The sequence below is a fragment of the Pelagibacterium flavum genome (genome assembly GCF_025854335.1).
In the GTDB taxonomy this organism is placed as follows: Bacteria; Pseudomonadota; Alphaproteobacteria; order Rhizobiales; family Devosiaceae; genus Pelagibacterium; species Pelagibacterium flavum.
On sequence record NZ_CP107716.1, the window covers coordinates 3,527,434 to 3,552,209 of the forward strand.

Sequence of the window (24,776 nt, forward strand, 5' to 3'; positions counted from 1 at the left end):
GCATGACGCTATTCGCTATGCCAATTGCTGGCGCTCCGGCGGGGCGGCCAAAAAGTTGGCCGGGGTCCTCGCTGCGCTCGTCCGGCCCCTGCCAAACAAGCTCATTGTTTCAGGCCATCGCGAAGCGGTAATCGGCGGCGTAGTGGCCGGTGATGCCGTGTTCGATCTGGCGTTCGATATCGGTCAAAAGCGAGGAGGCGCCAAAGCGGAACAGGTGGGGTTCGAGCCAGTTGCGGCCCAGTTCCTCACGCATCAGCGCCATATAAGTGAGCGCGTCCTTGGCTTTTGAAATGCCGCCGGCCGGCTTGTAGCCGATCTCGATGCCGGTCTGCTCATGAAACCAGCGGATCATGCGGACCATGGCCAATGAGGTGGGCAGGGTCGCGTTGGTCTTTTCCTTGCCGGTCGAGGTCTTGATGAAATCGGCGCCGGCCAGCATGCAGACCAGCGAAGCCTTGGCGACATTGGTGAGCGTTGCCAACTCGCCGGTGCCAAGAATGGTCTTGATGTGAGCTTCGCCACAGGCGGCGCGCATGGCACGGACCTGATCGTAAAGTCCCTGCCAATCGCCGCTGAGCACCATGCCGCGCTCGATGACGATGTCGATTTCCTTCGCGCCGTCCTCGACCGAAGCCTCGATTTCCGCAAGACGTATCTTGAGGGGGGTCAGGCCGTGGGGGAAGGCGGTGGAAACCGCGGCGACGGGGATATTTGTACCCTCGAGCGCCTTGACGGCGGTCGCAACGAAATTGTGGTACACGCAGACCGCCGCCGGGGTGATGCCCAGCTTTTTGACGCCCATGGCTTCGACCAGATCGGCGCGGATGGGATTGCGGGCCTTGGCGCACAGGCGTTCGACCCGGCCCTGCGTGTCATCGGAATTGAGCGTGGTCAGATCCATCAGTGACACGGCCTTCAAAAGCCAGGCAAGCTGGTGGTCCTTTTTGACCGAGCGGCGGGCGCCGATCGTTCCGGCGCGGCGTTCGAGCGCCGAGCGGTTCATGCGCACGCGTTCGACCCAATCGAGATCGAGCGGAAAGCCCGGATTGCGCTTGTGGCCGGTGGCGTGGCTCTGGCTGTCGACGATCTTGAGACTCATATCTCCTCCATCAGCGCCGGGATGAGGCGCTTCAATTTCTCGGCCCCGTATTTCGCCACGTCCTTGGTCTGGGTGTGGGAGATGACCTCCTGAGCCATGCCGGCGCCCATATTGGTGATCGAGGAACAGGCCCAGACCTTAAGGCCCAGGAACCGCGCCAGGATCACCTCGGGGACCGTGGACATGCCGACCGCGTTTGCACCCAGGGTCTGGGCCATGCGGATTTCGGCCGGCGTTTCGAAGCTGGGGCCAGAATACCACATATAGATGCCCTCCTTGAGGGCGATTTCGAGGCGGGCGGCGACCGCGTGGGTCGTGGCGCGCAACTCGGGATCGTAGGCATCGACCATGTTGACGAAGCGGGCGTCGGTATCCTCGCCGATCAGCGGATTGACGCCGGCGTAATTGATGTGATCGGAGAGCAGCATCAGATTGCCGGGCGGAACGTCGTGATCGAGCGAGCCGGCGGAATTGGTCAGGAGCAGCGTTTTGGCGCCGAGTTCGGCAAGGGTTTCAAGCGCCGGGCGCATGGCGGCGGGGTCGCCATGCTCGTAATAGTGCTGACGGCCGGTGAGGATGGCGAGACGCCGGGAGCCCATCTGGCCGATGAGCAGATCCTTGCCGTGGCCGGAAACGCCGCCCTGGGGGAAGCCCTTGAGATCGGAAAAGGGGATCGTGACCTTGTCGGTCAGCAGGTCGCCGATGTCCGACAGGCCCGAGCCCAGGATCAGCGCGGCATCGATCGGGGTATCGCCCGCCAGATTGCGGATGGTCTTTTGTGCCTTGGCCATGGTTCAAATGCCTTTTTAGGCCCGGTTCAAAAATTCCGGGCCGAAAGAGTGCGGCAGAAGTTCGCCCAGCGTCGTAAAGAGCGGCTCGCCTTCGACCCCGAGGCAGATGATCGGAGTGGTTTCGGAGGCGAATTCGCGGATGCGCTGGCGGCAGCCGCCGCAGGGGGTGACGGGGGTTGTGCCGGGGCCCGTCACGAAGATCTTTTCGATGCGCTTGCCGCCGCCGGCCAGCATGGCGGCAATGGCCGAGGGTTCGGCGCAATTGCCCACCGGGTAGGCGGCGTTTTCGACATTGCAGCCCGAATAGATGTTTCCGTCATCGGCAAGGATGGCGGCGCCGACATGGAAGTTCGAATAGGGCGCGTAGGCGCGGGCGCGGACGGCCTCGGCTGCGTCGAACAGGGTTTTGTCCTGAGGCGAAAGTGTTGCCATCACCGCTCCTTGACATAGGGCTGGCCGGCCGCCTTGGGCGCGATGGCGCGACCGACAAAGCCGGCAAGCAGCAGGATGGTGAGGACGTAGGGCAGAGCCTGCATGGCCTGGGTGGGGACAGCGCCGATCAGCGGGAGTTCGACGCCTTGCAGGCGGTATTGCATGGCTTCAAGGAAGCCGAACAGGAGGCAGGCGCCGAGGGCGGGATAGGGTCTCCACTTGGCGAAGATGAGCGCCGCGAGCGCGATATAGCCACGGCCCGAGCTCATTTCACGCGAGAAGCTGGCGGCCTGGGCCGTCGAGAGATACGCCCCGCCTGTGCCAACCAGAACGGCGGTTATGGCAAGGGCCTTGTAGCGCAGGAAGCTCACCGACATGCCGGCGGTGTCCAGGGCCTTTGGATTTTCGCCCACCGCGCGCAGGCGCAGCCCGAAGCGGGTGCGCCAGAGCACCCATGCGGTCAATGGCACGGCGAGGAAGGCGAGATAAGTGAGGATCGTGTGTCCGGACAGGAGCCCCGAATAGATGGGGCCGATGACCGGAACGCCGGCCAGCTCGCGCGCGAAGGGCAATTCGATGCCGTAAAAGCGGGCACCGCCGGACAGGGCGGGCGTGTTGCCGCCACGGCCGAACCAGGCGGCGCCCAGAAAGACGGTGAGGCCCGAGGCGAGGAAATTGAGCGCCACGCCGGAAATGATCTGATTGCCGCGGAAATTGATCGAGGCGAGGCCGTGCACGGCCGAAAACATCAGTGATACGCCGATGCCGGCCATGAGCCCGAGCCAGACATTGCCGGTGACCGAGGCCACGACGGCGGCGCCGAAGGCCGAGCCGAGCAGCTTGCCCTCGAGCCCGATATCGACGATGCCGGAGCGCTCGGAGTAAAGGCCGGCGAGGCAGGCGAGGATCAGCGGGGTCGAGACGCGGATGGTGGTGGTGAGAACCGAGATAATGTCTTCCATCGCCTATGCCCCCTTCTCTTGCGGCACGGGATCGGGGTCTCGCTTCTGCCGGGTGGCCATGAAGGCAAATTCGACCGGACGGCGCAGCATGTTGCTCATGGCGCCGGTGAAGAGGATCACGAGGGCCTGGATGGTGACGATCATCTCGCGGGTGATGGCGGGCATGGTAAAGGCCAGCTCCTGCCCGCCCTGATAGAGCACCCCGAAGAGCAGCGCCGAGAGCCCCACCCCGATCGGGTGCGCCTTGCCCATGAAGGCCACGGCGATGCCGACAAAGCCGGTGCCAGCGACGTAACCCAAAATCAGGCGTCCGTGGGCGCCGGCGGTGTCGTTGACGGCGACCATGCCGACCAGCGCGCCGGAAATGGCCATGGTGGCCATGATGAGCTTTGCGTTGGACATGCCCGCATAGCGCGCGGCGGTGCCGTTGTGTCCCATGGTGCGCAGGGCGTAGCCGAATTTGGTGTGCCAGATCAGGATGTAGACGCCGACCAGGGCGAGAATGGCGAGGATGAAGGAGATGTTGACCGGGGTGTTGCGCAGCAAGGGTATCCATTCGGACAGGAACGGCACACGGGTCACATCGACGATGCGGGCGCTCTCGTCGGAGTTGATGTTTTCGGGCTTGAGAATGCGCGAGATGATGTAGCTCATCATCGAGGTGGCGATGAAGTTCATCATGATGGTGGTGATAACCACATGGCTGCCGCGCTTGGCCTGCAGATAGCCGGGAATGAAGGCCCAGGCGCCGGCGAAAAGCGCCGAGGCGATCATGATGAGCGGCAGGGCGAAGGCCCAGTGCAAGCCACCGACGGCCAGAGCGACCAGGATGGCGCCGAGCCCGCCGACATAGGCCTGCCCTTCGCCGCCGATATTGAACAGCCCGCCATGAAAGGCCACGGCGACGGCAAGGCCGGCAAAGATGAAATTGGTGGTGTAATAGAGCGTGAAGCCGAACCCGTAGCCATAGCCGAAGGCGCCATAGAGCATGATACGCACGGCTTCTATCGGGTTTTCACCCACGATCAGAACGACGATGCCCCCGATGATGAAGGCCAGCGTGACGTTGAGCACCGGCAGAAGGATGACATCGACCCAGCGGGGCAAGGGCATGGACGCACTCATTGGCTCGACTCGGTGGATTTGGTTTTCTCGCCCGCCTTGACCCCGGCCATGAGCAGGCCCAGTTCGCCCTCGTCGGCGGTGACCGGATCGGCTTCCCCGACGATCTGGCCATCGAACAGGACGACAATGCGGTCCGAAAGGGAGCGGATTTCATCAAGCTCGACGGAAACCAGCAATATGGCCTTGCCAGCGTCGCGCATCTTGATGATCTGATTGTGGATGAATTCGATGGCGCCGATATCGACGCCGCGGGTCGGCTGGCCGACGATCAGAACGTCGGGGTCGCGCTCCATCTCACGGGCCAGGACAATCTTTTGCTGATTGCCGCCTGAGAAATTGGCGGTCTTGAGATCGGCATTGGCGGGGCGGATGTCGAATTTTTCGATATGGCGCTGCGCTTCGGCGCGAGCGGCCTTGACGTCGAGCATCAGCCCTTTGCCGTAATTCTCATGATAGCCCAGAATGGCATTTTCCCACTCGAAGAAATTGGTGACCAGCCCCATGCGGATACGGTCTTCGGGCACATGGGCCAGACCGTTGCGGCGCAGCATGGCGGCGCTGTCTTCGTTGACGGCGGTCACGTCTTGGCCGTTGATGGAAATGGTGCCCGATTTGGCGGCGCGCATACCGGCTACGCATTCGAGCAATTCAGACTGCCCGTTGCCCGCGACCCCGGCCACGCCGAGAATTTCGCCGGCCCGCACGCTGAGCGAGATGCCCTTGAGCCGCTCGGTGCCCGCATCATCGGTGACGACGAGATTTTTGACGTCCAGCAGCACGTCGCCGGGCTTTGCTTCTTCCTTGTGAACACGCAACAGGACGCGGCGGCCCACCATGAGTTCGGCCAATTGCTCGGGGCTGGTCTCCGAGGTGACCAGCGATTCCACCATCTGGCCCTGACGCATGACCGAGACCGTATCGGTGATCGCCATGATTTCGCGCAGCTTGTGGGTGATCAGGATAATGGTCTTGCCCTCGTCGCGCAGCGTCTTGAGCACCTTGAACAGGTGATCGGCTTCAGCCGGGGTGAGCACGCCGGTCGGTTCGTCGAGGATAAGGATATCAGCGCCGCGATAGAGCGCCTTGAGAATTTCCACCCGCTGCTGCTGGCCGACCGACAGGTCCTGGACCAGCGCATCGACGGGAACATTGAGCCCGTAATCGTCGGCAAGGCGCTGCAGCTCGCGGCGCGCCTTTTCGACACTGGGGCTCAAAAGCGCCGAATCCTCGGCACCCAGAATGACGTTTTCGATGACCGAGAAATTGTCGACCAGCATGAAATGCTGGTGAACCATGCCGATGCCAAGCGCCAGCGCGTCGGAGGAATTGTGAATGACGACCGGGCGGCCGTTGACGACGATCTCGCCGCTGTCGGCGTGGTAAAAGCCGTAGAGGATCGACATCAGGGTCGATTTTCCGGCCCCGTTCTCGCCCACGATGCCATGCACCGTGCCGCGCGCAACGGCCAGGTCTATATCCCTGTTGGCGTGAACCGGCCCGAACCTCTTGTTGATCTTTTTCAGTTCGATCGCAAGAGAGGTGTCAGCGGCCGGAGCCGGCCGCTGAACGTTTTCGGTTTGCGTGTCCATTATCGGACCCTTCCCTTAAAGGGGCGACGAATCAGACCGGGCAGGACTCGTCTTCGCGGTAGTCGTGAACGACGATTTCGCCCGAGACGATCTTGGCCGTGATCTCGTCAACCATGGCGCGCATCTCGTCGGTGATCAGTTCGGCGTTGTTTTCGTCAAAAGCCGCCCCGACACCTTCTTCGGCGAGACCGAGGACCTGAACGTCGTTGGTCCATTCATCATTGGCAAAATCTTCGAAGGCGTCGTAAACGGCAACGTCAACGCGCTTGAGCATCGAGGTCAGAACCTGTCCGGGGTGGAGATGGTTCTGGTTGGAGTCCACACCGATGCCGAGAACGCCGGCATCCGCCGCGGCCTGGAGAACGCCGACACCGGCACCGCCTGCGGCGTGATAGATGACGTCCGCGCCACGATCGATCTGGCTGCGCGCAACTTCGGTGCCACCACCGGGGTTGTTGAACGCATCAAAGCCCGTGCCGATGGCCGTTTCGATCACTTCGATGTCGGGGTTCACGTAAGCGGCGCCCTGCTTGTAGCCGCAGCCGAAAGCCTGAAGCAGCGAGAAATCGAAGGCCGGAATGAAGCCGATGGTGCCCGTTTCGGTGGCCATGGCAGCCAGCGCGCCGACCAGGAAGGAGCCTTCATGCTCCTTGAAGACCACCGAGCGCACGTTGTCGATATCGTCAACGACGGTGTCGATGATGACAAACGAGGTATCCGGGAAATCAGGGGCAACGGCGCGCAGTGCGGTTTCCCAGGAAAAGCCCGGCAGAACGATGGGGTTGTTGCCGCGCGCGGCAAACTGGCGGATGGCCTGTTCGCGCTGGGCATCGCCGGCAATTTCAAGATCCTGATAGTCCTGCCCGGTATCGGTCTTGAACAGTTCGGCGCCGGTATAGGCCGCCTCGTTGAACGAAGCGTCGAACTTGCCGCCGCCATCATAAACGAGCGCGGGATCGGCAAGGGCCGTGCCGGCCAGAAGTGTGGTCAGGGCGACGCCGGCGAGGGCGGCGATGCCAGTCTTTGTTGTTTTGGACATGATTGATGCTCCCTATTCACGGGCTGCAGAAAGGGGCCCGGCGACGGCCGGTGCATTTCCACGCGCGATGGGTTCAGATACAATCGCGCAAACAAGGCAGACGCAATAGAGAATTTCAGTTTTTTGACCATTTGGGCAAAAAATTTTGGGATTGCGGTAAACCGCGAAGATATCCGCTTAAAGCTGCGGCTCCAAAGGGACCACCCTGGCGCCCATGGCCGTGCCGAAACGTTCGAAAAAGCCGTCTATGACCTTCTGGGCGGAATTGCCGACGATGGCCCTGCCCAGTTTCATGATCTGTCCCGAAGCGCCCCCGGTGGCCTCAAAGCTTAAAAGCGTGGCCGTATCGAGATCCATCAAGGTGATATCGGCCGAGGCCTGGGCCTTGCCCAGCAGCCCGCCCCTGCCCTGACCGGTCAGGGTATAGCTTATGGCCGGATCGATATCGGAGAGAAACAGATCGCCTTTGAAGGTTGGCTGGACCACGCCGAGATTGACGGAGATTTCGAGTTCGAGCGCGGTATCGGACACCCAGCGGATCGACTTGCAGCCGGGAATGCAGGCCTTGAGCACTTCAGCATCGTTGAGCGCGTTCCAAACCGCGAGCCGATTGGCTTCGACCCTGTAGCGTCCACCGAAATCCAAGCCGTCTTCCTCTTCATTTAACTCAAACACCGTGTATGCGGCTTTTTGGCACCAATGGCGATAAAACAGCGCCATGTTGTGCATGCGCAATTGTCTTATCTGTTGCAAGGCGGAATCATGTCACCACATCTGCCAAAGTTGCAACAGGGACGTGGGCAATGAGCACCGAGATGACCCAAACCGAAGCTCCCCAGCTTATGGACAAACCGCTCCAGTATCTGGACAAGGCCGTGGCGGCGATCAAGGATCTTGGGCTATGGCCCGAGGGCGAGTCCGGCGAAGCGCCGATCACCGGACTTCTGGCCGAAATCACCCATCTCGACGACACAAAAGTCATCCTGATCGGGCGCGTTCTGACCCAGGCGAGTGCCTTTAACGAGGTGGTGCGCACTCAGGTCGCTGCCATGAATGTGGGCGAGCGCTACGAGGACATCACAAAATCGTTCAACTCGATCCGTGACGATGCCAAGGGCATGGTCGACCAGCTCGAGGACGGCAAGATCGATATTTTCGAGCGGGCCTCGAACGTGTGGATGAAGGTTTCGCGCGGCGATATCGCGGCGCGGTTCGACAAGATTCGCGACACCTATCTCGACGTCTCGAAAGACACCAAGGACCAGATCGACCGCGAACACACGATCCTTGAAGCCTATCGCGACTTCCGCGGCGCGCTCAAGCAGGCCGAAGTGATGGCGCTCGAAGTGCTCGAAATCGCCAGCGCGCAGCTCGAGCAGCGCAAGGTTGACCTCAAGGCTGCGACCGAAAAGCTCAACGCGTTCACCGAAGGCACGCCCGCCGACCGGGCGCGGCTGGAGATGGCGCGGGACGAACGGGTGCGCGACCTGCAGAACGAGGAACGCCGCTATCAGATCGCCAAGGATCTTTCGGACAATCTGACGATCTCCTATTCGACCTCTGAAGTGATCATGGCGCGGCTGATGCAGACGACCAATGCCAAGGAGCGTGTCTATCAGCAGTCGATCTCGTTCTTTTCGACCAACGAAACCGTGCTCACAGCCCTTTCGGCCTCGTTTACGGGCCTGTTCGGGCTCCATGAATCCACCGAAACGCTCAATGCCATGAAAGAAGGCATGAGCCAGAGTCTCGAAACGCTTTCGGACATCGGCGGCAAGGTGCAGGAAGAAGCGCTCAAGGCCGGGTATGGTCCGACCATCCGCGCCGATGCGGTCAAAAAGCTCGTCGACAGTGTGGTGAGCTATCAGGAAAAGAGCATCGCCATCATCTCCGAAATGCGCGACCAGGCCACCAAGAATTCGGCTGAAATCCGTGACGCCGTCGAAGACGGCAAGAAGCGGCTGGCAACGCTCGCCGCTGAAGGCAACGCCCTCGTTTCGGCCCGTTAGGATGCGATAACCCGATTATGGCAAGCGGTGGGGCAATAACGGGACAGACTGGCAAGGCGCCGCTGGACGATGTGATGCTGGCCATGGACGTGGTGGATACACTGCGCCATGAGCAAAATCTCGTGGCTCGCGAACTGGGGGCCACCGCCCGCGAAGCCGAACTGATCGAGCGCCTGCGCAAGATCTATCACGACCAGGGGATCGAGGTTCCAGACCATATCCTCAAGGAAGGCGTCAAGGCGCTGGCCGAGAGCCGGTTCACCTATACCCCGCCGCCCAATACATTCTCCAAACGGCTGGCCCGGCTCTATGTGAGCCGGCAGCGCTGGGGGCGGCCCGTGCTGATCGGGGCGGCGCTGCTGGCTGTGGTGCTGGGAGGATATTTTCTCGTCTATCGGCCCTATCAGGCGGGCATGGAGGCGGCGGCGCGGATCGAGCTGGCCGAGGGACTGCCGGCCCGGATGGACGAGATCTATCAGCAGATTTTCAACGAAACCAAGGTGCAGTCGGCGCTCGAAGTGGCCGAGCCCTGGGTAGAGCGCGGCAAGGCGGCGGCCGAGCGCGGCGATCGCGAGGGCGCGCTGGCGGCGATCGATCAGCTCGAAGCCATCCATGAAACGCTTCTGGCCGAATATTCGATCCGTATCGTCAACCGGCCGGGCGAATCCACGGGGATCTGGCGGTTCCCCAAGGACAATACCGAAGCGACCAATTATTACCTCGTGGTCGAGGCGATCGGCCCCGAGCAGAATCCGGTGACACTGCCGATCACCAATGAGGAGACAGGGCAGACCGAAGAGGTTTCGACCTGGGCCATAAGGGTGCCCGATGTCACCTATGAGGCGGTGCGCGCCGACCGGCAGGATGACGGCATCATCCAGCGCAACATTTTGGGCATAAAGCAGTACGGGTTCCTTGATACCGACTACGCCATGCCGGTCATGGACGGGGCGATTACCCAATGGTGAGGCTGCAATGAGTGTAAGCGGACCTCAGGCCATGCGGGCGCTCGATGATGCGCTGCGCGACATAAGGCGCGAGGAAGACGACATCACAAAGCGCATCGCGCGGGCCAATGAGCGCGTCGGCAAGCTGCGCGAGACCGAATTGGGGCAATTGCGGGCGCTGGCCACCGTGCGGCTTTCGCCCCAGGTGCGGGCCGAATTGACCGGAACGCTGAGCCAGGCCGAGAGCCGGGCGCGCGAGATGCTCAAGAGCCATGCCGCCGCGATGGCCGACATGGAAAAGGTGCTGGCGGGCAAGGAGACAGAACTTGCCAAGCTGAGCACCGAGCGGCAGGACCTGCTCGAAAATACGCAGAAATGGCAGGCCGAAATCGACGCCCTGGACGAACCCGTCAAGGCGGCGCTGGCCAATGACGCGGCCTATGGGGCGCTGGTTGCAGAGCGGGCCGAGACCGAAAAGGTCGCCAATGAAGCCGATCGCAAGGCCGATATGGCCGAGGCGGACCGTGAAGAAAAGGGCAAGCCCTATCGCGACGATCCGCTGTTTTCCTATCTGTGGGATCGCGGATACGGCACTGGTGCCTACAAGGCCGGCAACATAACGCGCATGCTCGACGAGTGGGTGGCGCGGCTGGTGGGCTTTGCCGATGCGCGGCCCAATTATGCAATGCTGATCGCCATACCCGAGCGCCTGCGCGAGCATGCCGAGAAACTGGCCGCCGATGCTGACGCGCTCGACGAGAAGGTTCGGGCGCGCGAGACGGCGGCGCTGGATGCGGCCGGTGGCGCGAAGGCACGTGCGGCGCTGGAGGCGGCACAGGCGCGGGTTGAGGCCATCGATGCGGAATTGCTGGCTATCGAGGACGAGCGCGAGAACCTGACGGAAAAGCAAAAGCAGATTGCCGACGGGGGCGACCCGGCCTTCGCCAAGGCCGTGGACATGCTGGCCGAGGCGATCAGCGCCACGGGCATCGAGAAGCTTCTGACCGAAGCGCGGGCCACCCGCACCGAGGAGGACGACGCGATCGTGGTGCGGCTCGAGGAGACGCGGCGGCGCATTGCCGAAGAGCAGCTCGAGCTCGACGATGAACGCAGCCGGCTCAAGGTGCTCGAGGCGCGCAGGCGCGAGCTCGAGGACATAGAGTTCGAGTTCAAGAAATCGCGCTATGACGACCCCCGGTCCCGGTTCGGCAATGACAAGCTGGTGGGCGATCTTTTGACCGAATTTCTCAAGGGCGGGATGACCGCGGCGGCCTATTGGGGCCAGTGGCGGGAGTCCCAGGACTGGACCGGCACATCGGGCCCGATCGTTCCCACTTCGCGGCCCCGGTCGAAAAGATCGAAAGGCGGGTTTTCGGTGCCGCCGGGCGGCTTTTCGCCACGGCCGCCTTCGGGCGGCAATTGGGGCGGCTTCTCGCGCCCCCGCAGCGGCGGCTTTGGCGGCGGCGGATTCAAGACCGGTGGCGGTTTCAAGGGCGGCGGATTCAAGACCGGCGGCGGTTTCTGATCTCTTCATAGCGGTCCGGGAGGGAAGGGCCCTGCAAGCGAGCGCTTGACAGGCTTGGGTTCCGCTTGTATTCAACTAATTAGTTTACAACTAAACGGTTGAATACAATGCCCGCCAGCGACCCTCTCAGCCAGATCTTCGGCGCCCTCGCCGATCCCACACGCCGCGACATTCTGGCCCGGCTCTCATTGGGCCAGGCGAGCGTGGGGGAATTGGCCGAGCCGCACGAGATGAGCCTGGCTGCCGTCTCCAAGCACATCAAGGTGCTCGAGAACGCCGGGCTGATCGGGCGCAAGAAGGACGCGCAGTTCAGCTACTGCACGCTGGTGGCGAGCCCGCTGAAAGACCTTCAGGGCTGGCTCGATGCCTACCGGAAGTTCTGGGACGACAATCTCGACCAGTTCGAAACCTACCTTGCCGAGCTTCAGCGCGGCGACCCCGATTCAAAACAGTAAGCCAGGGAACAGTCCAATGAGCGACACAGTCATCGACCTTCCGGCCGACAAGCCAATCATTACCTTCACCCGCACCTTCAAGGCGCCCCGTGCGCTGGTCTGGAAGGCCTATACCGAACGCGAACACGTCGCGCGGTGGTGGGGGCCACGGTCCATCGGACCGGTGGAGATCATCGAACATGATTTCAGGCCAGGCGGGAGCTGGCGCTATGTGCAGGACGTGCGGGATGCCGGCAAGGTCACCTTTTTTGGCCGGTTCGTCGAGATCGATGCGCCGGAAGGCTATGTGAACACTTTCGGATTTGAGAGCCCGTTCGCTTCAACCAAGGGCAAGGAAGGACGCGAGACCCAGCGCTTTGAAGATATGGGCGAGACGACCCGCTATATCGGCACGTCCCATTTCGACGATTTTGCGAGCCGCGATGCCGTTGTCGCCTCGGGCATGGAAAGCGGCGCGCGCGAACAGATCGAGCAGTTCGCAAATTATGTTCGGGAACTGGGGCAGTAACCCAAACAGCCGCATGGAAACGACCGACGTCGCTTCAAGCCATTGTTGCCGCCCGCGAATCAGATTTCGATCTGCAGGCGGGCACGGGTGCCTTGCGGCACCTCGTCATAGGCAAGCGTCGCGCCAAGCCCCGTCGCCGTTGCGGCAATGACGCGAGACCCCACGCCGGTGCCATGAATTTTGCCCTCGCCGGTCCACCCTACCCCATCGTCCTCGACGATGATCTCACACGTACCGGGCTCGATCTGGCTGGCTTTGACGCGGATTTCGCCGGGCTCGCGATCCCGATAGGCATATTTGGCGGCGTTGGTGACCAGCTCATTGACGATAACGCCGACCGAAACCGCCTTGTCGGTGGGAATGCGGATGGCTTCGGCGACGAGCTTGATGTCTGCGGCGGCGCCGTCGAGACTCATTGAGATCTGTATTTCGTTGGCCAGATTGCCCAGATAGGCATCGATCTCGACAAAGCGAACGTCATCGGTGGTGTAGAGTCGCTTGTGGATACCGGCAATTGCCGAGATGCGCCCCTGGGTTTCGGCGAGCGCTTCCTTTGCCGCCGGGTCGGCAACAGCGGCCGCCTGGAGCCTGACAAGCGCAGCAACCAACGCCAACGAATTGGCGACGCGATGGTTGACTTCGGCCAGAGCCAGTTCGGCGCGCTCCTTGGCGGCGCGCAGTTCGCGCTCGGCCTGCTCACGCGCCTTGCGCAGGCGCGAGGTCAGAATGGCCTGTTCGACAGCATTGCTCAAAAGCTCGAGAAAATCCTCGCCCACGGTCTTGAGGACGTAATCGGCCGCACCGGCCTTGAGCGCGGAGACGGCAATTGCCGCTTCGGTCGATCCGGTCACATAGACGACCGGTGGGGATTCCTCACCTGCCGCCACCTCCTCAAGCATGCTCAGCCCGGTGCCGTCGGCCAGATAGTGATCGAGAACGAGGACATCGATGTCGCCCCCACCAAGCCGTTCAAAGCCTTGTTCGGCACAGGTGACATGGATGATCTCGCGACCTTGTCGGCCCAGCACCTTCTGGACCAGCCGCCCGAGGGCGGGATCGTCATCAACATAGAGAATTTTGGCGGGTCTGTTGGGCATTTGCCTTACGCGGTCTCCGGAACCTGCATGACGGAAAAGAACATGCCCAGCTGGCGGATGGCGTTGGCAAATCCGTCATAGTCCACCGGCTTGGTGATGTAGACATTGGCACCAAGATCATAGCAGCGCTGAATCTCGCGCTCGTCATCGGTGGTGGTGAGCACAACGACAGGCGTGCGCTTTGTATGGGGGTTTGCCTTGACCTTTTCGAGAATTGAAACCCCGGTCATGTCGGGCAGGTTGAGATCGAGCAGGATCAGATAGTGACGATGGGTGCTCACGACGCCGCTGCCATCCTCGCCAAACAGATAGGCCAGCGCATCGGTACCGTTGACGAAGGGGATGATCTCATTGTTGACCCCGGCGCGACGGATGTTCTTTTCGATCAGGCGCGCGTGCCCATCATCATCCTCGATCATAAGAATGGTGACTGGTTTTGCCTCGGTCATGATCAATCCTTGCTTTTTGCGATGGCGCGCAGATCAGGCGCGATTGTAACGGTAAACGTGGTTCCCTGCTCAGGGTTCGATTGCAACTGGATGTCCCCGCCAAGATTGCGGGCCATTATCCGCACATGGGCGAGCCCGATACCCTCTCCGGGGACATTCTGGTTGCCCGATCGCCGGAACAGCTCAAACACGCGGTCATGATCCTGGGCGGAAATTCCACGGCCATTGTCGATCACATCGATAACGATACGGCCGTCGCGTTCCTGCCGACCATTAACGGTAATCGCTATGGGGCGCTCTGGATGCCGGTACTTTATGGCATTGTCGAGAAGGTTGCCCAAAATCTGTTCCAGCGCCAGGCGGTCGGAAAACACCGGTGGGCTGGAAACCTCGATAATTATCTCGCCGTCGGATTCGGTGACCTGATGGCGCACGGCCGATACAGCGGATTCCACAAGCTCTTCGAGATCGATCCGCTCGGCCTTGAGCTTGCGCCGACCCTCCCGTGAAATCTTGAGAATGGCGTTGATCAGGCCATCCATCTTCTTTGTCGAAGAGCGGATGAACCCTATGGCCTCGGGAAGGTCTTCGGTCGCAGTCCGGCGCGCTTCGAGGAGAACCGGATCCTCGGGATCGCCGGAATGGCTGTCAACGAGTGCGTTGATGGGGCCAAGGGAAGCCTCGAGCTCGGAGGTAAAGCCCATGATGTTGACGAGCGGCGAGCGCAAATCATGGGTCACTATATAGGCGAAACGCTGCACTTCCTCGTTGGCGCGCATGAGGTCGCGTGTGCGCTCGCCGACCCGGGCCTCCAGGTCGCGGTTGAGGATTTCGACCTCGGCGCGAGCCGTATCGATTTCGCGCGTGTAGCGCAGGACCAGCCAGGCGGCGCCACCGACAACCCCGATGATGACCAGTGCGCCGATAATGGCGATGATGCGCAGCGCGCCCACGGCACCACGCTGTTCGACAACGCCATTGAAGGTTCGCTCGTCGGCCGCGCTGACGATCGCGTCGAGGAGTGTTGTGATCCGCTCCATGATGATTTCGCCCTGATCGGTCCGCACCAGGTCCAACGCGCCTTGCAGATTGCCCTGCCGGGCCAGATCGAGCGTCCTGTCGAGCTCGGCCAGCTTGTTTTCGATATCGGTGCGCATCTGGATCATGGGCTGCTCGGCCGCCAGATAGGGCACAAGCAGTTGATTGAGCAGATCGTAAGCGGGCATTATGCGATCGACGACGTCGCGATAAGGCTCGAGGTAGCGTTCATCGAGCGTGAGCAGATAGCCGCGCTGGCTCGACTGGGCACTCTGGAGCAAATTGCGCAAATCGACCGCCGCAATGCGCGCACCGCGGGCCTCGGCCACTTCGTCGAAATGGGCACCGTTGCGTTCGACCAGCCAGATTGCGGTGCCGACAATGCCTATCAGCGCCAAAAGGCCAACTATGATCAGCGCAAGGCTGGACCGGGCAAAGCCCTTTGACGATATTGGCATTTTTGGTGATGAGGTCCGGCCGTCGTAGTATCGAGTTGAACTTTTGCCGGAAAATTGAACCGAAGACAAGCGGCGCGGCCGACCCGACCTTGCAGGGCACGGCGCCGCGGCCCATATTCGGAGGGAAAGGAGAGGACGTGGCCGAAAAGACACCGACGAAAGCTCCCAATACCCCTCCGACCGCCGATCGCGCATCGCATGCGGAGGTCGCCGATTTCGTTGCCAAAGTGGGCGCCATGAGTGCTGCGAGGACGACGAATGCGGATGAACGCGGTCGCCTGCTGTTTGCCATGGACGCCACAATGAGCCGCCAGCCCACCTGGGATCTGGCCTGCCAGTTGCAGGGCGAAATGTTTGAAACCGTGGCCAAGACAGGCGGGCTCGATGTCCAGTTGATCTATTTCCGCGGCTTTGGGGAATGCCGGGCTTCGCGCTGGGTTTCCGACGCGCGGGCGCTGGCGGGCCTTATGACCGGCATCGATTGCCGCGGCGGGCACACCCAGATTTCCAAGGTGTTCGCCCACGCCCGAGCCGAGCACAACAAGAAAAAGATCAATGCCGTCGTCTATGTGGGCGACGCCATGGAAGAAGATATCGACAAGCTGGCCCAGAAGGCGGGCGAGCTGGGGCTCTTGGGCTGTCCGATGTTCCTGTTTCAGGAAGGACACGACCCGATGGCGCAAACGGCCTTCAAGGAATTCGCGCGGCTGACCAAGGGCGCCTATGCGCGGTTCAACGCCGGCGCGGCGGCGGAACTGGCCGCCTTGCTGCGGGCAGTGGCCGCCTATGCCAGCGGCGGACGAGCGGCGCTCAAACTCCAGCAGGGCGGGACGGCGAAACTGCTCCTCGAACAGCTTTCATGATCTGGTTGCTGCTTGTCGGCGCCGTGGCGCTGATCGCGCTCTATCTCTATTCACTTTTTGTGCAGGGCGAGATCCGGCAATTGGTGCGCACGTTGCGCTGGGTTGTGGGGGGCGGACTTGTCGCAGGCGCGGCGTTGCTTGGCCTGCGTGGGCAAATGCTCTTGGCCAGTTTCATGGCGGCGGGCGGGCTGGGCGTCTTGATGCGCGGACGGCTGGGGCCGATCGATTTCGGGGCCGGCCTGTCGAGCCCGAACAATGTCTCGAGCGTTTCTTCGGCCTATCTCGACATGAAACTCGAACACGAAACGGGGTCGGTTTCGGGCACTGTGCGGGCGGGGCATTTTGCCGGACGCGAATTGGCCGACCTTTCAGCGGAAGAGTGCTGGGCGCTCTATGATGAAGTGGGCGATGATCCGGACTCGCTGGCACTTTACAAAAGCTGGCTGGACGCCAATCGCGCCGGTTGGCGCGACTATTTCGCCAGTGAGTTCGGAATGGAAACCGGCGATGAGGAAGCCGAGGCCTCCCACACGGCGCCCGGCGTCAGCGGGCTGGAGGAAGCCTATGAGGTGCTCGGGCTGGAACCGGGAGCCAGTGCCGAGGCGATCAAGGCGGCACATCGCAAACTGATGAAAAAGGTCCACCCCGACACGGGCGGATCGGCGTTTCTGGCCGCCAAGATCAACCAGGCCAAGGATTTGCTGCTCAAGGAGACCGCCTCGCGCAAGCCGTGAGGGAAAACGCGTTGTTTTCCACAGGCGGTTGTAACACCGCCACGCACTGATAGACTTTGCTCAGTTTGATCGCCCCGGGCCGCTGTTGTCTGGTGGCCTGAACAAGAAATGAGTGGGGTTCATGTTTTCGGGTTTCGTCATCAATCCACCGGTCTTTTTCGGCGCCATAATCATTATTGCCGTCTTCCTTTTGATCGGGGTCGTGGTGCCCGATCAGGCAGCCGATATCTTTTCCGCATTGCAGGCCGGTATTCTTGGCAATTTCGGCTGGCTGTACCTGCTGTCGGTGGGCATTTTCCTCGCGGCGGTGCTGCTGTTTTCGCTGGGGCGCTTCGGATCGCTCAAGCTGGGACCCGACGATGCGACGCCGGACTTCAAATATCTCTCCTGGATAGCGATGCTGTTTGCGGCCGGCATGGGAATCGGGCTGATGTTTTATGCCGTCGGCGAACCGATGACCCATTTTTACGCTCCGCCGACCGCCGAGCCGGGCAGTATCGCGGCAATGCGCGAATCGATGGCGGTGACGTTTTTTCACTGGGGCATCCATGCCTGGGCGATCTATGCCGTGGTGGGGCTGTCGCTGGCCTATTTCGGCTATCGCTACAACCTGCCCCTGACCATACGGTCCGGGCTTTACCCACTGCTCAGGAGCCGGATCAACGGACCGATCGGGCACGCTGTCGACATCTTCGCCATTGTGGGCACGATGTTTGGAATCGCCACCTCGCTGGGGCTCGGGGTCAACCAGATCAATGCCGGGCTCAACTATCTGGTCGGCCTGCCGATCGGACCGCAGGTGCAGGTGCCGCTGATCGCGATCATCACGACGCTGGCAACCGTCTCGGTGGTCACGGGGCTCGACAAAGGCGTGCGCATCCTTTCGGAAACCAATCTGGTCGTGGCCGTTCTGCTCATGGTGTTCGTGCTGATCGTGGGGCCGACGGCGGATCTTTTCCGCGATTTCGTTCAGAATATCGGGCTCTATCTCGATACGCTGCTGTTGCGGACCTTCAACATCTATGCCTATGAGCCCACGCCCTGGGTCGATGGCTGGACGCTGTTCTACTGGGCCTGGTGGATTTCGTGGTCGCCGTTCGTTGGCATGTTCATCGCGCGCATTTCGCGCGGGCGCACGGTGCGCGAATTCATCGTCGCGGTGCTGTTCATCCCGGCCGGCTTCACCTTTTTCTGGATGACGGTGTTCGGCAATACGGCGATGTTTATCGACACCGGGGTGGCGGCCGGAGAACTGGGCGCGGCGGTGGCCAACGACGTGGCGGTGGGGCTGTTCCAGTTCTTTACCTACCTGCCGCTCCCGGCGGTCACCTCGACGCTGGCAGTCATTCTCGTTGCGGTGTTTTTCATCACCTCCTCGGATTCGGGTTCGCTGGTCGTGGACACCATCGCGGCCGGCGGGGAGACGGAAACCTCAACCGCGCAGCGCATCTTCTGGTGCGTCATGGAGGGCGTTGTGGCGGCCGGGCTATTGCTGGCAGGCGGGCTCGGTGCGCTGCAATCGGCGACCATCGCAAGCGCCCTGCCCTTCACATTCGTGATGCTTGCGCTGGTGTGGTCCCTTTATGTCGGCATGCGGGCCGACCTTGCCCAGCAGGACGCGCAAGCGGCCTCACCCCATTCCGGACCGGCCCATCCTGCCTCGGGGCTGACCTGGCAAAGGCGGCTGGCCCTGATGCTCAAGGCGCCAACGCTCAGGGAGGTCAAGGCCTTCATCGGCGGCGACGCCAAGGCGGCGCTCGAACAGGTGCGGGACGAATTGGCCAAGCGCGGTTGGGAGGCGCATCTGGAAGAGGACGAGGCGGCCGGGACCATCGCGCTGGTGGCACCGTCCGAGGCGATGCGCAACTTCGTTTACGGCCTGCAGAGCGCCGAACAGCCTCTGGCGGCGTTCACGGCCTTTGAGGCCAGCCGGCCCGAAGTGCGCCACGAGGCGCGGACCTATTTCTCGGATGGTTCGAAAGGCTATGATGTGATGGGGATGACGCGCGAGCAGCTCATAGCGGACGTGCTGGTCCAGTTCGAGCGCTACCTGGCGCTGGTCCAGATGCCGGCGTCCCAGCTCGTGAGCGCAGCCCCCGAGCACAGCGTCGAGACAAGCTAAGGCAGTTCGGGGAGGGCAAGCCCTCCCCGACCGTTCAGTAGTTCTTCATTTTCAGATGAGGAATGCCGGCGTCCATGAACTGGTCGCCAAAGGCGACGAACCCGAGACGGGCGTAAAAGCCCGTCTTGTCGGACTGGCTTTCAAGATAGCAGCGCGGCTGACCGTTTTCGCCCGCCACCTGCACCGCAAACTCGATGAGCCGGGCGCCGAGCCCTTTTCCGCGATGGGACGCCGCGATCGCCACACGGCCGATCTTGGCATGCTCGGGCTTGAACAGGATGCGGGCGGCCGCAACGACCGCGCCATCGAAGATGCCCACGATGTGGGCGGCCGTCATGTCGTCGGCATCGTGCTCGAGCTCTTGCGGCACGTTTTGCTCGATCACGAACACCTCCCGCCGCAGGGCAAAGCCGAGATTGCACAGCGGCGAGAAGACCGGGACGGCGAGCAGCGTGAAGTCGTGTTGCGCCATCAGGCGAAAACGCTCGCGCCGCGATCGGCTGTGCCCACGAGTTGCCGGAACCCGGCGAACAATTCGCGGCCCATGCCGTAATGCTGGTCCGTCAAATCCTCGGTGGCCGCCGGGCGGGCCGCAAACTCCTCGGCATCGCCCAGGTAGTCAAGCGTTCCGGTTTCGGCATCGAGGCGCAGCAGATCGCCATCCCTCACCCTGGAGATGGGTCCGCCATCGGCGGCCTCGGGGGTCATGTGGATGGCGGCGGGCACCTTGCCCGAAGCGCCCGACATGCGCCCGTCGGTGACCAGCGCCACCTTGATGCCCCGATCCTGCAGAATGCCGAGCACTGGCGTGAGCTTGTGCAATTCGGGCATGCCGATGGCCTTGGGGCCCTGAAAGCGGATAACGGCGATAAAATCGGAGGTCAATTCGCCGGCCTTGAAGGCGTCCTGCAGGCCCTGCTGGGAGTGAAAGACCCGCGCTGGCGCCTGGACGAGTCGGTTTTCGGCCTTGACGGCGGAGATCTTGATGACCGATTTGCCCAGATTGCCCGAGAGCAGTTTCAACCCGCCGGACTTGGCGAAGGGCTCGCTGGCCACGGTCAGCACCTTGGGGTTGCCGCTCTGGGCAGGTGCCGGCTCAAAAGTCAGCTCTTCTTCGATATAGCGCGGCTCTTTGGTGTAGGCGTCGAGCCCCTTGCCCCAGACGGTGGTCACATCGTCATGGAGATAGCCCGCGTCGCGCAGTTCGCGGATGAGGAACCCCATGCCGCCGGCCGCATGGAAATGGTTCACGTCGGCCAGACCGTTGGGATAGACGCGCGCCAGAAGCGGAACGACGTCGGAGAGGACAGACATGTCTTCCCAAGTGATCTTCAAACCCGCCGCGTTGGCCATGGCAACAAGGTGCATTGTGTGATTGGTCGAGCCGCCCGTGGCGAGCAGGCCGACCAGGCCGTTGACTATGGATTTTTCGTCAATGACGTGACCGGCGGGAGTATATTCATTGCCCTGCGCGGTAATGGCCAGCGCCCGTTTGGTGGCGGCTTTGGTCAGCGCATCGCGCAGCGGGGTGCCCGGATTGACGAAGCTGGCGCCGGGCAGGTGCAGGCCCATGATTTCCATGAGCATCTGATTGGAATTGGCGGTGCCGTAAAAGGTGCAGGTGCCGGGACCGTGATAGGATTTGGATTCGGCTTCGAGCAGCTCGTCGCGCCCGACCTTGCCTTCCATATAGAGCTGACGAACGCGCGCCTTTTCATCGTTGGGCAGGCCGGTGGTCATCGGACCGGCGGGGATGAACACCGCGGGCAGATGCCCGAAGGTCAGAGCCGAGATGACGAGGCCGGGGACGATCTTGTCACAAATGCCAAGGAAAACCGCGGCATCGAACATGTTGTGGGACAGGCCGACGGCAGCGGCCATGGCAATCACATCGCGGGAAAACAGCGAAAGATCCATGCCGAGCTGGCCCTGGGTCACGCCATCGCACATGGCGGGCACGCCACCCGCGACCTGGGCAACACCACCGGCCTCGCGCGCTGCCTCGCGGATGATGGCAGGGTAGGTCTCATAGGGCTGATGGGCCGATAGCATGTCATTGTAGGAGGTGATGATGCCCAGATTGAGCGCCTGGTCGCCAGCCAGCTGAGCCTTGTCGGAGGGACCGCATGCTGCAAAGCCGTGGGCGAGATTGCCGCACGAAAGCGCCGAGCGGTAAACGCCCTGGGCGCGCGCCTTGTCGAGCCGGTCGAGATAGGTGCGGCGCGAGGCTTCCGAGCGCCGCGCGATGGCGTCGGTCACGTCCTTGATTGTGGTTTTTACGGTCATGGTCGCCTCCTTAGCGAGGATGAAGGAGGTGACCCTGGGTCTGGTTGGGCCTCAGGGACACCAGAAGAGGGAAACGGGAATATGGTTTTGTGAAAGGACGGCGCGCACCGGCATGGATTCGACCGGGCCGGTCTGAAGCGCCTTGTCGAGCACCTGGGCTTTTTCATCGCCTTCGATGTGGAGATAGAGGGCGCGCGTGGCCAGCAGACGGGGCAGTGTGAAGGTGACGCGCGGTTCGCCCGCGCCGGGGGCATTGATGGCGATGAGCGGGCCATCGGCATTGAGCGCGTCCTGAAGCGTGTCGCCGCCGGGAAAGAACGAGGCGGTGTGGCCGTCATTGCCCATGCCGAGGACCACGGCATCGAAGGGCATGGGCAGGCAATCGAGAGCGGCGTTGGCCTTTGCGATCCCCGCCGCGTCGGGCTCGGGCGTCCCGGCGTAAAGCGGGACAAAGGCAGCGACGGCGGCGGGACCGGCCAGAAGATGTTCCTTTACCAGCCGCGCGTTCGAGCGTTCGGAATTTTCGTCCACCCAGCGCTCGTCGACAAGGGTGATCGCCACATTTTCCCAATCGACGTCCTGGCGCGCTCCGAGCACTTCGAAGAAGCGTTTGGGGGTCGAGCCGCCGGAAACGGCAAGCGAAGCCGTGCCGCGTTCATCGAGCCCGGCATTGAGGTTTTCGGCAATTGCATCGGCAAGGGTTTCGGCCAGCCGGTCCTTTGTCGAAAAGACGTTGCGCTCAATGGTCATCGCGGTCTCCCAGATGTTTCAGGCATCGCCTTCGTGCCAGGTGCGGCCGTCGCGCTCGATCAGCGCGACCGAGGCAGTCGGCCCCCATGTTCCCGCAGTGTAGGTCTGGGGGGCATCTGACGCATTGTCCCAGGCCTGACGGATCGGGTCGATCCAGCGCCATGCGGCCTCAAGCTCGTCGCGGCGCATGAACAGGGTCTGATTGCCGCGAATAACATCCATCAAAAGCCGCTCATAGGCTTCGGGGGTGCGTTCGGAAAAGGTTTCGGCAAAGGACAGATTGAGCGGCACCTCGCGCAGGCGCATACCGCCGGGACCGGGATCCTTGATCATCAAAAACAGCTTCACGCCCTCGTCGGGCTGCAGGCGCAGGACAAGCTTGTTGGGCCTTGGCGCGCCTTCGGCATGATCGAATATGGAATGGGGGATGGCGCGGAACTGAATGACGATTTCCGAAACACGCGAGGGCAGACGCTTGCCGGTGCGCAGATAAAAGGGCACGCCGGACCAGCGCCAGTTCTCCACCTCGGCCTTGATCGCAACAAAGGTTTCGGTTTTCGAGCCCTTCTTGTCCTCGGGCAATTCGTCCTGATAGGAGGTGACCGAACCGCCATTGACCGCGCCGCCCTTGTATTGACCGCGCACGGTAAACTTGGAGACATTGTCGCCGGTGATGGGCTTTAGCGAGCGCAGGACCTTAAGCTTTTCGTCGCGCAGGGCATTGGCATCGTCAGACGCCGGAGGCTCCATGGCGACGAGGCACAAAAGCTGCATCATATGGTTTTGCACCATATCGCGCAGGGCGCCGGAATCGTCGTAATAGCCGCGCGTGCCCGCGCCGACATCCTCGGCTACCGTGATCTGGACGTGGTCGATATGGGCGGCGTCCCAGATGGGCTCGAACAGGATATTGCCGAAGCGCAGGGCCAGAAGGTTCTGGACGGTTTCCTTACCGAGATAGTGATCGATGCGGTAAACCTGATCTTCGGCGAAGACCTCGGATATCGCATCGTTGATTTCCATCGAGGATTCGAGGTCGTGCCCCAGGGGCTTTTCGACCACGACGCGGGCATCGCGGCGCCAATAGCCCTTGTTGTCGAGATAATCGCAGATGGGTCCGAACAGGGAGGGAGCCACCGCGAGATAGAAGGCGCGCTCGATCTCGGGTTCTGTGCGCAGGGCCTTTTCGAGATCGGCCCAGCCGTCCTTGTCGGTCACATCGTTGGCGATATAGGAAAAGCACGAGATGAATCGGGCGATCACATCCTTGTGCTGATCGACCTTTTCAACAAATTCAGTGACCGCCTCGCGGGCGAATTTCTGGAAATCGGCATCGGAGAGTTCCGAACGCGACACGCCGATGATGCGCGAGCGCTCATCGAACTGGCCATCGGCAAAGCGATGATAGAGCGCGGGGATCAGCTTGCGCCGGGTCAGATCACCAGTGGCACCGAACACCACATAATCGAATGGCTGGACCGGAATAATGCGTGCGGACAAGGACGGGCCTCCGTCATTAACAAATTAGCGGGCGGCGTTCTGGCGGGCCAGGATCACAGCGCCATGCAAAGGTTCGGCGCGGGGCAGAGAGACGTAATCGCCATAGCGGATTTCGAGCAAAGGCATAAGCCTCTGGCCAAAGCCGCCGACAATGGCCAGTCTGTCTGCACCACAGGATTTGAAGTAAGACACATAGCGATCGATATAGCCAAGCTCGATTTCCATCAGCTCGGCGGCGACCGGATCGCCTTTTTCGAAATATTCGATGAAAAGCGGCATCAGCGCGCCATAATCGGCGGGCTGGCGCCTGTCGAAACTCCAGGCCATCACCGCATTGAGATCGCCGCCCAGTTCGGCGAGGACAGCCTCGGTGAGCGGCGAGGTTGCGACCAAACCGTCATGGGCCTCGACCGTGTAGCGCACAAGTTCGCGCCCCAAAATGGCACCCGACATCTGATCGCCGATGTGAAAACCCCAGCCGCCGACCTGAAAACGCTGGCCTTCGACCAGCGCCATGCCCGCCGAGCCGGTTCCGACAATAATGACCGCGCCATCCTCGCCCTCATGGGCGCCGGCGCGGGCGATGTCGATATCGTCATAGACGGTGACATGGGCGAAGGGCCACGGGCGCAGCGCGAAAGCCTCGCGCGCCGAGGGCAGCCGTGCGCCGGCCATGCCAAAGCACGCCTCGGTGTTTGCGGTTTCCCCATAATCGAGCCCGGCCAGGGCAAACACCTGCCTTGTGCCTTCCTGAATGGAGGCATAGGCCGGATCGCCGCCTTCGAGCTGGAGATTGGACCGCCCGCCACGCGCTTCGGCGAGGGTTTCAAGGTTGGCATCGGCGAGGCGGATGCGGCAATTGGTGCCGCCGCCATCAACGCCGAGGAAGTATTTTGGCACGATCGGATCAGCTCCCCGTTTTCGCGGCGGACCATACTGCGCTTGCGCATAGGACGAAAGTATTATGAGGTCAAATCGTAAATCGGCCCGATGGAGCG

At 61.9% G+C, this 24,776-nt stretch carries 24 protein-coding genes; 8 read left to right on the forward strand and 16 right to left on the reverse strand.

Features of this window, described 5'->3' with window-relative positions; translation table 11 throughout:
- Window positions 1–109 precede the first annotated feature (109 nt).
- The 8 genes from deoC to OF122_RS17725 form a co-directional block, all read right to left on the reverse strand.
- Window positions 110–1,099: a deoxyribose-phosphate aldolase gene (gene deoC / locus OF122_RS17690; protein ID WP_264225496.1), complete on the reverse strand. Its 990-nt coding sequence runs from the start codon at window positions 1,097–1,099 to the stop codon at window positions 110–112.
- Window positions 1,096–1,890: a purine-nucleoside phosphorylase gene (locus tag OF122_RS17695; protein WP_264225497.1), complete on the reverse strand. Its 795-nt coding sequence runs from the start codon at window positions 1,888–1,890 to the stop codon at window positions 1,096–1,098. Before OF122_RS17695 ends, deoC begins: the two co-directional genes overlap by 4 nt.
- A 15-nt stretch (window positions 1,891–1,905) precedes the next feature.
- Entirely contained in the window at window positions 1,906–2,322 is a 417-nt protein-coding gene (locus OF122_RS17700) for a cytidine deaminase (RefSeq protein ID WP_264225498.1), read from the reverse strand.
- Entirely contained in the window at window positions 2,322–3,284 is a 963-nt protein-coding gene (locus OF122_RS17705; RefSeq protein ID WP_264225499.1) for an ABC transporter permease, read from the reverse strand. The genes OF122_RS17700 and OF122_RS17705 overlap by 1 nt, the downstream gene beginning before the upstream one ends.
- Window positions 3,285–3,287: 3 nt before the next feature.
- Entirely contained in the window at window positions 3,288–4,397 is a 1,110-nt protein-coding gene (locus OF122_RS17710) for an ABC transporter permease (protein ID WP_264225500.1), read from the reverse strand.
- A gap of 8 nt (window positions 4,398–4,405) precedes the next feature.
- Window positions 4,406–5,998, reverse strand: coding sequence for an ABC transporter ATP-binding protein (locus OF122_RS17715; RefSeq protein ID WP_264225501.1), 1,593 nt, complete (start codon window positions 5,996–5,998; stop codon window positions 4,406–4,408).
- Window positions 5,999–6,029: 31 nt separating this feature from the next.
- Window positions 6,030–7,037 (reverse strand): BMP family lipoprotein, encoded by a 1,008-nt coding sequence (locus OF122_RS17720; RefSeq protein WP_264225502.1) that lies wholly within the window; start codon window positions 7,035–7,037, stop codon window positions 6,030–6,032.
- Window positions 7,038–7,214: 177 nt separating this feature from the next.
- A complete protein-coding gene (locus OF122_RS17725) occupies window positions 7,215–7,682 on the reverse strand; it encodes a CoxG family protein (protein ID WP_264225503.1) in 468 nt (155 codons plus the stop codon).
- A gap of 158 nt (window positions 7,683–7,840) precedes the next feature.
- Between OF122_RS17725 and OF122_RS17730 the strand changes: the two genes are divergently transcribed.
- The 5 genes from OF122_RS17730 to OF122_RS17750 all read left to right on the forward strand — a co-directional run bounded on the left by OF122_RS17730 (window position 7,841) and on the right by OF122_RS17750 (window position 12,481).
- Window positions 7,841–9,046 (forward strand): cell surface protein, encoded by a 1,206-nt coding sequence (locus tag OF122_RS17730; protein WP_264225504.1) that lies wholly within the window; start codon window positions 7,841–7,843, stop codon window positions 9,044–9,046.
- Window positions 9,047–9,063: 17 nt separating this feature from the next.
- Complete coding sequence (locus OF122_RS17735; RefSeq protein ID WP_264225505.1) at window positions 9,064–10,014, forward strand: DUF6384 family protein; 951 nt, start codon at window positions 9,064–9,066, stop codon at window positions 10,012–10,014.
- 7 nt (window positions 10,015–10,021) lie between these two features.
- Complete coding sequence (locus OF122_RS17740; RefSeq protein ID WP_264225506.1) at window positions 10,022–11,518, forward strand: coiled-coil domain-containing protein; 1,497 nt, start codon at window positions 10,022–10,024, stop codon at window positions 11,516–11,518.
- A gap of 107 nt (window positions 11,519–11,625) precedes the next feature.
- A complete protein-coding gene (locus OF122_RS17745) occupies window positions 11,626–11,973 on the forward strand; it encodes an ArsR/SmtB family transcription factor (protein ID WP_264225507.1) in 348 nt (115 codons plus the stop codon).
- A 16-nt stretch (window positions 11,974–11,989) separates the two neighbouring features.
- Window positions 11,990–12,481, forward strand: coding sequence for an SRPBCC domain-containing protein (locus OF122_RS17750; protein ID WP_264225508.1), 492 nt, complete (start codon window positions 11,990–11,992; stop codon window positions 12,479–12,481).
- Window positions 12,482–12,540: 59 nt separating this feature from the next.
- On the opposite strand, the gene OF122_RS17755 is transcribed toward OF122_RS17750, so the two are convergent.
- From OF122_RS17755 to OF122_RS17765, 3 genes are read right to left on the reverse strand one after another with little or no spacing between them, the layout of a single operon-like run.
- Window positions 12,541–13,578: a histidine kinase dimerization/phosphoacceptor domain -containing protein gene (locus tag OF122_RS17755; RefSeq protein WP_264225509.1), complete on the reverse strand. Its 1,038-nt coding sequence runs from the start codon at window positions 13,576–13,578 to the stop codon at window positions 12,541–12,543.
- A 5-nt stretch (window positions 13,579–13,583) separates the two neighbouring features.
- Window positions 13,584–14,027, reverse strand: a complete 444-nt coding sequence (locus OF122_RS17760) for a response regulator (RefSeq protein WP_264225510.1) — start codon at window positions 14,025–14,027, stop codon at window positions 13,584–13,586.
- A gap of 2 nt (window positions 14,028–14,029) precedes the next feature.
- Entirely contained in the window at window positions 14,030–15,523 is a 1,494-nt protein-coding gene (locus OF122_RS17765) for a sensor histidine kinase (protein WP_264225511.1), read from the reverse strand.
- A 137-nt stretch (window positions 15,524–15,660) separates the two neighbouring features.
- On the opposite strand from OF122_RS17765, the gene OF122_RS17770 reads away from it, so the two are divergent.
- The 3 genes from OF122_RS17770 (at window position 15,661) to OF122_RS17780 (ending at window position 19,242) form a co-directional block, all read left to right on the forward strand.
- On the forward strand, window positions 15,661–16,386 hold the full coding sequence (locus tag OF122_RS17770; RefSeq protein ID WP_264225512.1) for a VWA domain-containing protein: 726 nt from the start codon (window positions 15,661–15,663) through the stop codon (window positions 16,384–16,386).
- Window positions 16,383–17,120: a DnaJ domain-containing protein gene (locus OF122_RS17775; RefSeq protein WP_264225513.1), complete on the forward strand. Its 738-nt coding sequence runs from the start codon at window positions 16,383–16,385 to the stop codon at window positions 17,118–17,120. Before OF122_RS17770 ends, OF122_RS17775 begins: the two co-directional genes overlap by 4 nt.
- Window positions 17,121–17,241: 121 nt before the next feature.
- Window positions 17,242–19,242, forward strand: a complete 2,001-nt coding sequence (locus OF122_RS17780) for a BCCT family transporter (protein ID WP_264225514.1) — start codon at window positions 17,242–17,244, stop codon at window positions 19,240–19,242.
- 34 nt (window positions 19,243–19,276) lie between these two features.
- Here the strand turns inward: OF122_RS17780 and OF122_RS17785 are convergent, their stop codons facing one another.
- From OF122_RS17785 to OF122_RS17805, 5 genes are read right to left on the reverse strand one after another with little or no spacing between them, the layout of a single operon-like run.
- Window positions 19,277–19,714, reverse strand: coding sequence for a GNAT family N-acetyltransferase (locus OF122_RS17785; RefSeq protein WP_264225515.1), 438 nt, complete (start codon window positions 19,712–19,714; stop codon window positions 19,277–19,279).
- Window positions 19,714–21,528, reverse strand: a complete 1,815-nt coding sequence (gene edd / locus OF122_RS17790) for a phosphogluconate dehydratase (protein ID WP_264225516.1) — start codon at window positions 21,526–21,528, stop codon at window positions 19,714–19,716. The genes OF122_RS17785 and edd overlap by 1 nt, the downstream gene beginning before the upstream one ends.
- A 51-nt stretch (window positions 21,529–21,579) precedes the next feature.
- Window positions 21,580–22,278, reverse strand: coding sequence for a 6-phosphogluconolactonase (gene pgl, locus OF122_RS17795; RefSeq protein ID WP_264225517.1), 699 nt, complete (start codon window positions 22,276–22,278; stop codon window positions 21,580–21,582).
- Window positions 22,279–22,296: 18 nt separating this feature from the next.
- On the reverse strand, window positions 22,297–23,778 hold the full coding sequence (zwf, locus tag OF122_RS17800; protein ID WP_264225518.1) for a glucose-6-phosphate dehydrogenase: 1,482 nt from the start codon (window positions 23,776–23,778) through the stop codon (window positions 22,297–22,299).
- A 24-nt stretch (window positions 23,779–23,802) separates the two neighbouring features.
- The gene (locus OF122_RS17805; protein ID WP_264225519.1) at window positions 23,803–24,678 is read right to left on the reverse strand and encodes a BadF/BadG/BcrA/BcrD ATPase family protein; all 876 of its coding nucleotides are present in this window, start codon (window positions 24,676–24,678) and stop codon (window positions 23,803–23,805) included.
- Window positions 24,679–24,776: the final 98 nt, after the last annotated feature.

Excerpts from the sequence above, each read along its gene's own strand:
- OF122_RS17755 (WP_264225509.1), bottom strand. The coding sequence starts at position 13,578 with ATGCCCAACAGACCCGCCAAAATTCTCTATGTTGATGACGATCCCGCC.
- OF122_RS17715 (WP_264225501.1), bottom strand. The coding sequence starts at position 5,998 with ATGGACACGCAAACCGAAAACGTTCAGCGGCCGGCTCCGGCCGCTGAC.
- pgl (WP_264225517.1), bottom strand. The coding sequence starts at position 22,278 with ATGACCATTGAGCGCAACGTCTTTTCGACAAAGGACCGGCTGGCCGAA.
- deoC (WP_264225496.1), bottom strand. The coding sequence starts at position 1,099 with ATGAGTCTCAAGATCGTCGACAGCCAGAGCCACGCCACCGGCCACAAG.
- OF122_RS17735 (WP_264225505.1), top strand. The coding sequence starts at position 9,064 with ATGGCAAGCGGTGGGGCAATAACGGGACAGACTGGCAAGGCGCCGCTG.
- OF122_RS17775 (WP_264225513.1), top strand. The coding sequence starts at position 16,383 with ATGATCTGGTTGCTGCTTGTCGGCGCCGTGGCGCTGATCGCGCTCTAT.
- OF122_RS17710 (WP_264225500.1), bottom strand. The coding sequence starts at position 4,397 with ATGCCCTTGCCCCGCTGGGTCGATGTCATCCTTCTGCCGGTGCTCAAC.
- edd (WP_264225516.1), bottom strand. The coding sequence starts at position 21,528 with ATGACCGTAAAAACCACAATCAAGGACGTGACCGACGCCATCGCGCGG.
- OF122_RS17760 (WP_264225510.1), bottom strand. The coding sequence starts at position 14,027 with ATGACCGAGGCAAAACCAGTCACCATTCTTATGATCGAGGATGATGAT.
- OF122_RS17720 (WP_264225502.1), bottom strand. The coding sequence starts at position 7,037 with ATGTCCAAAACAACAAAGACTGGCATCGCCGCCCTCGCCGGCGTCGCC.
- OF122_RS17780 (WP_264225514.1), top strand. The coding sequence starts at position 17,242 with ATGTTTTCGGGTTTCGTCATCAATCCACCGGTCTTTTTCGGCGCCATA.
- OF122_RS17750 (WP_264225508.1), top strand. The coding sequence starts at position 11,990 with ATGAGCGACACAGTCATCGACCTTCCGGCCGACAAGCCAATCATTACC.
- OF122_RS17700 (WP_264225498.1), bottom strand. The coding sequence starts at position 2,322 with ATGGCAACACTTTCGCCTCAGGACAAAACCCTGTTCGACGCAGCCGAG.
- OF122_RS17785 (WP_264225515.1), bottom strand. The coding sequence starts at position 19,714 with ATGGCGCAACACGACTTCACGCTGCTCGCCGTCCCGGTCTTCTCGCCG.
- OF122_RS17730 (WP_264225504.1), top strand. The coding sequence starts at position 7,841 with ATGAGCACCGAGATGACCCAAACCGAAGCTCCCCAGCTTATGGACAAA.
- OF122_RS17765 (WP_264225511.1), bottom strand. The coding sequence starts at position 15,523 with ATGCCAATATCGTCAAAGGGCTTTGCCCGGTCCAGCCTTGCGCTGATC.
- OF122_RS17740 (WP_264225506.1), top strand. The coding sequence starts at position 10,022 with ATGAGTGTAAGCGGACCTCAGGCCATGCGGGCGCTCGATGATGCGCTG.
- OF122_RS17695 (WP_264225497.1), bottom strand. The coding sequence starts at position 1,890 with ATGGCCAAGGCACAAAAGACCATCCGCAATCTGGCGGGCGATACCCCG.
- OF122_RS17745 (WP_264225507.1), top strand. The coding sequence starts at position 11,626 with ATGCCCGCCAGCGACCCTCTCAGCCAGATCTTCGGCGCCCTCGCCGAT.
- OF122_RS17705 (WP_264225499.1), bottom strand. The coding sequence starts at position 3,284 with ATGGAAGACATTATCTCGGTTCTCACCACCACCATCCGCGTCTCGACC.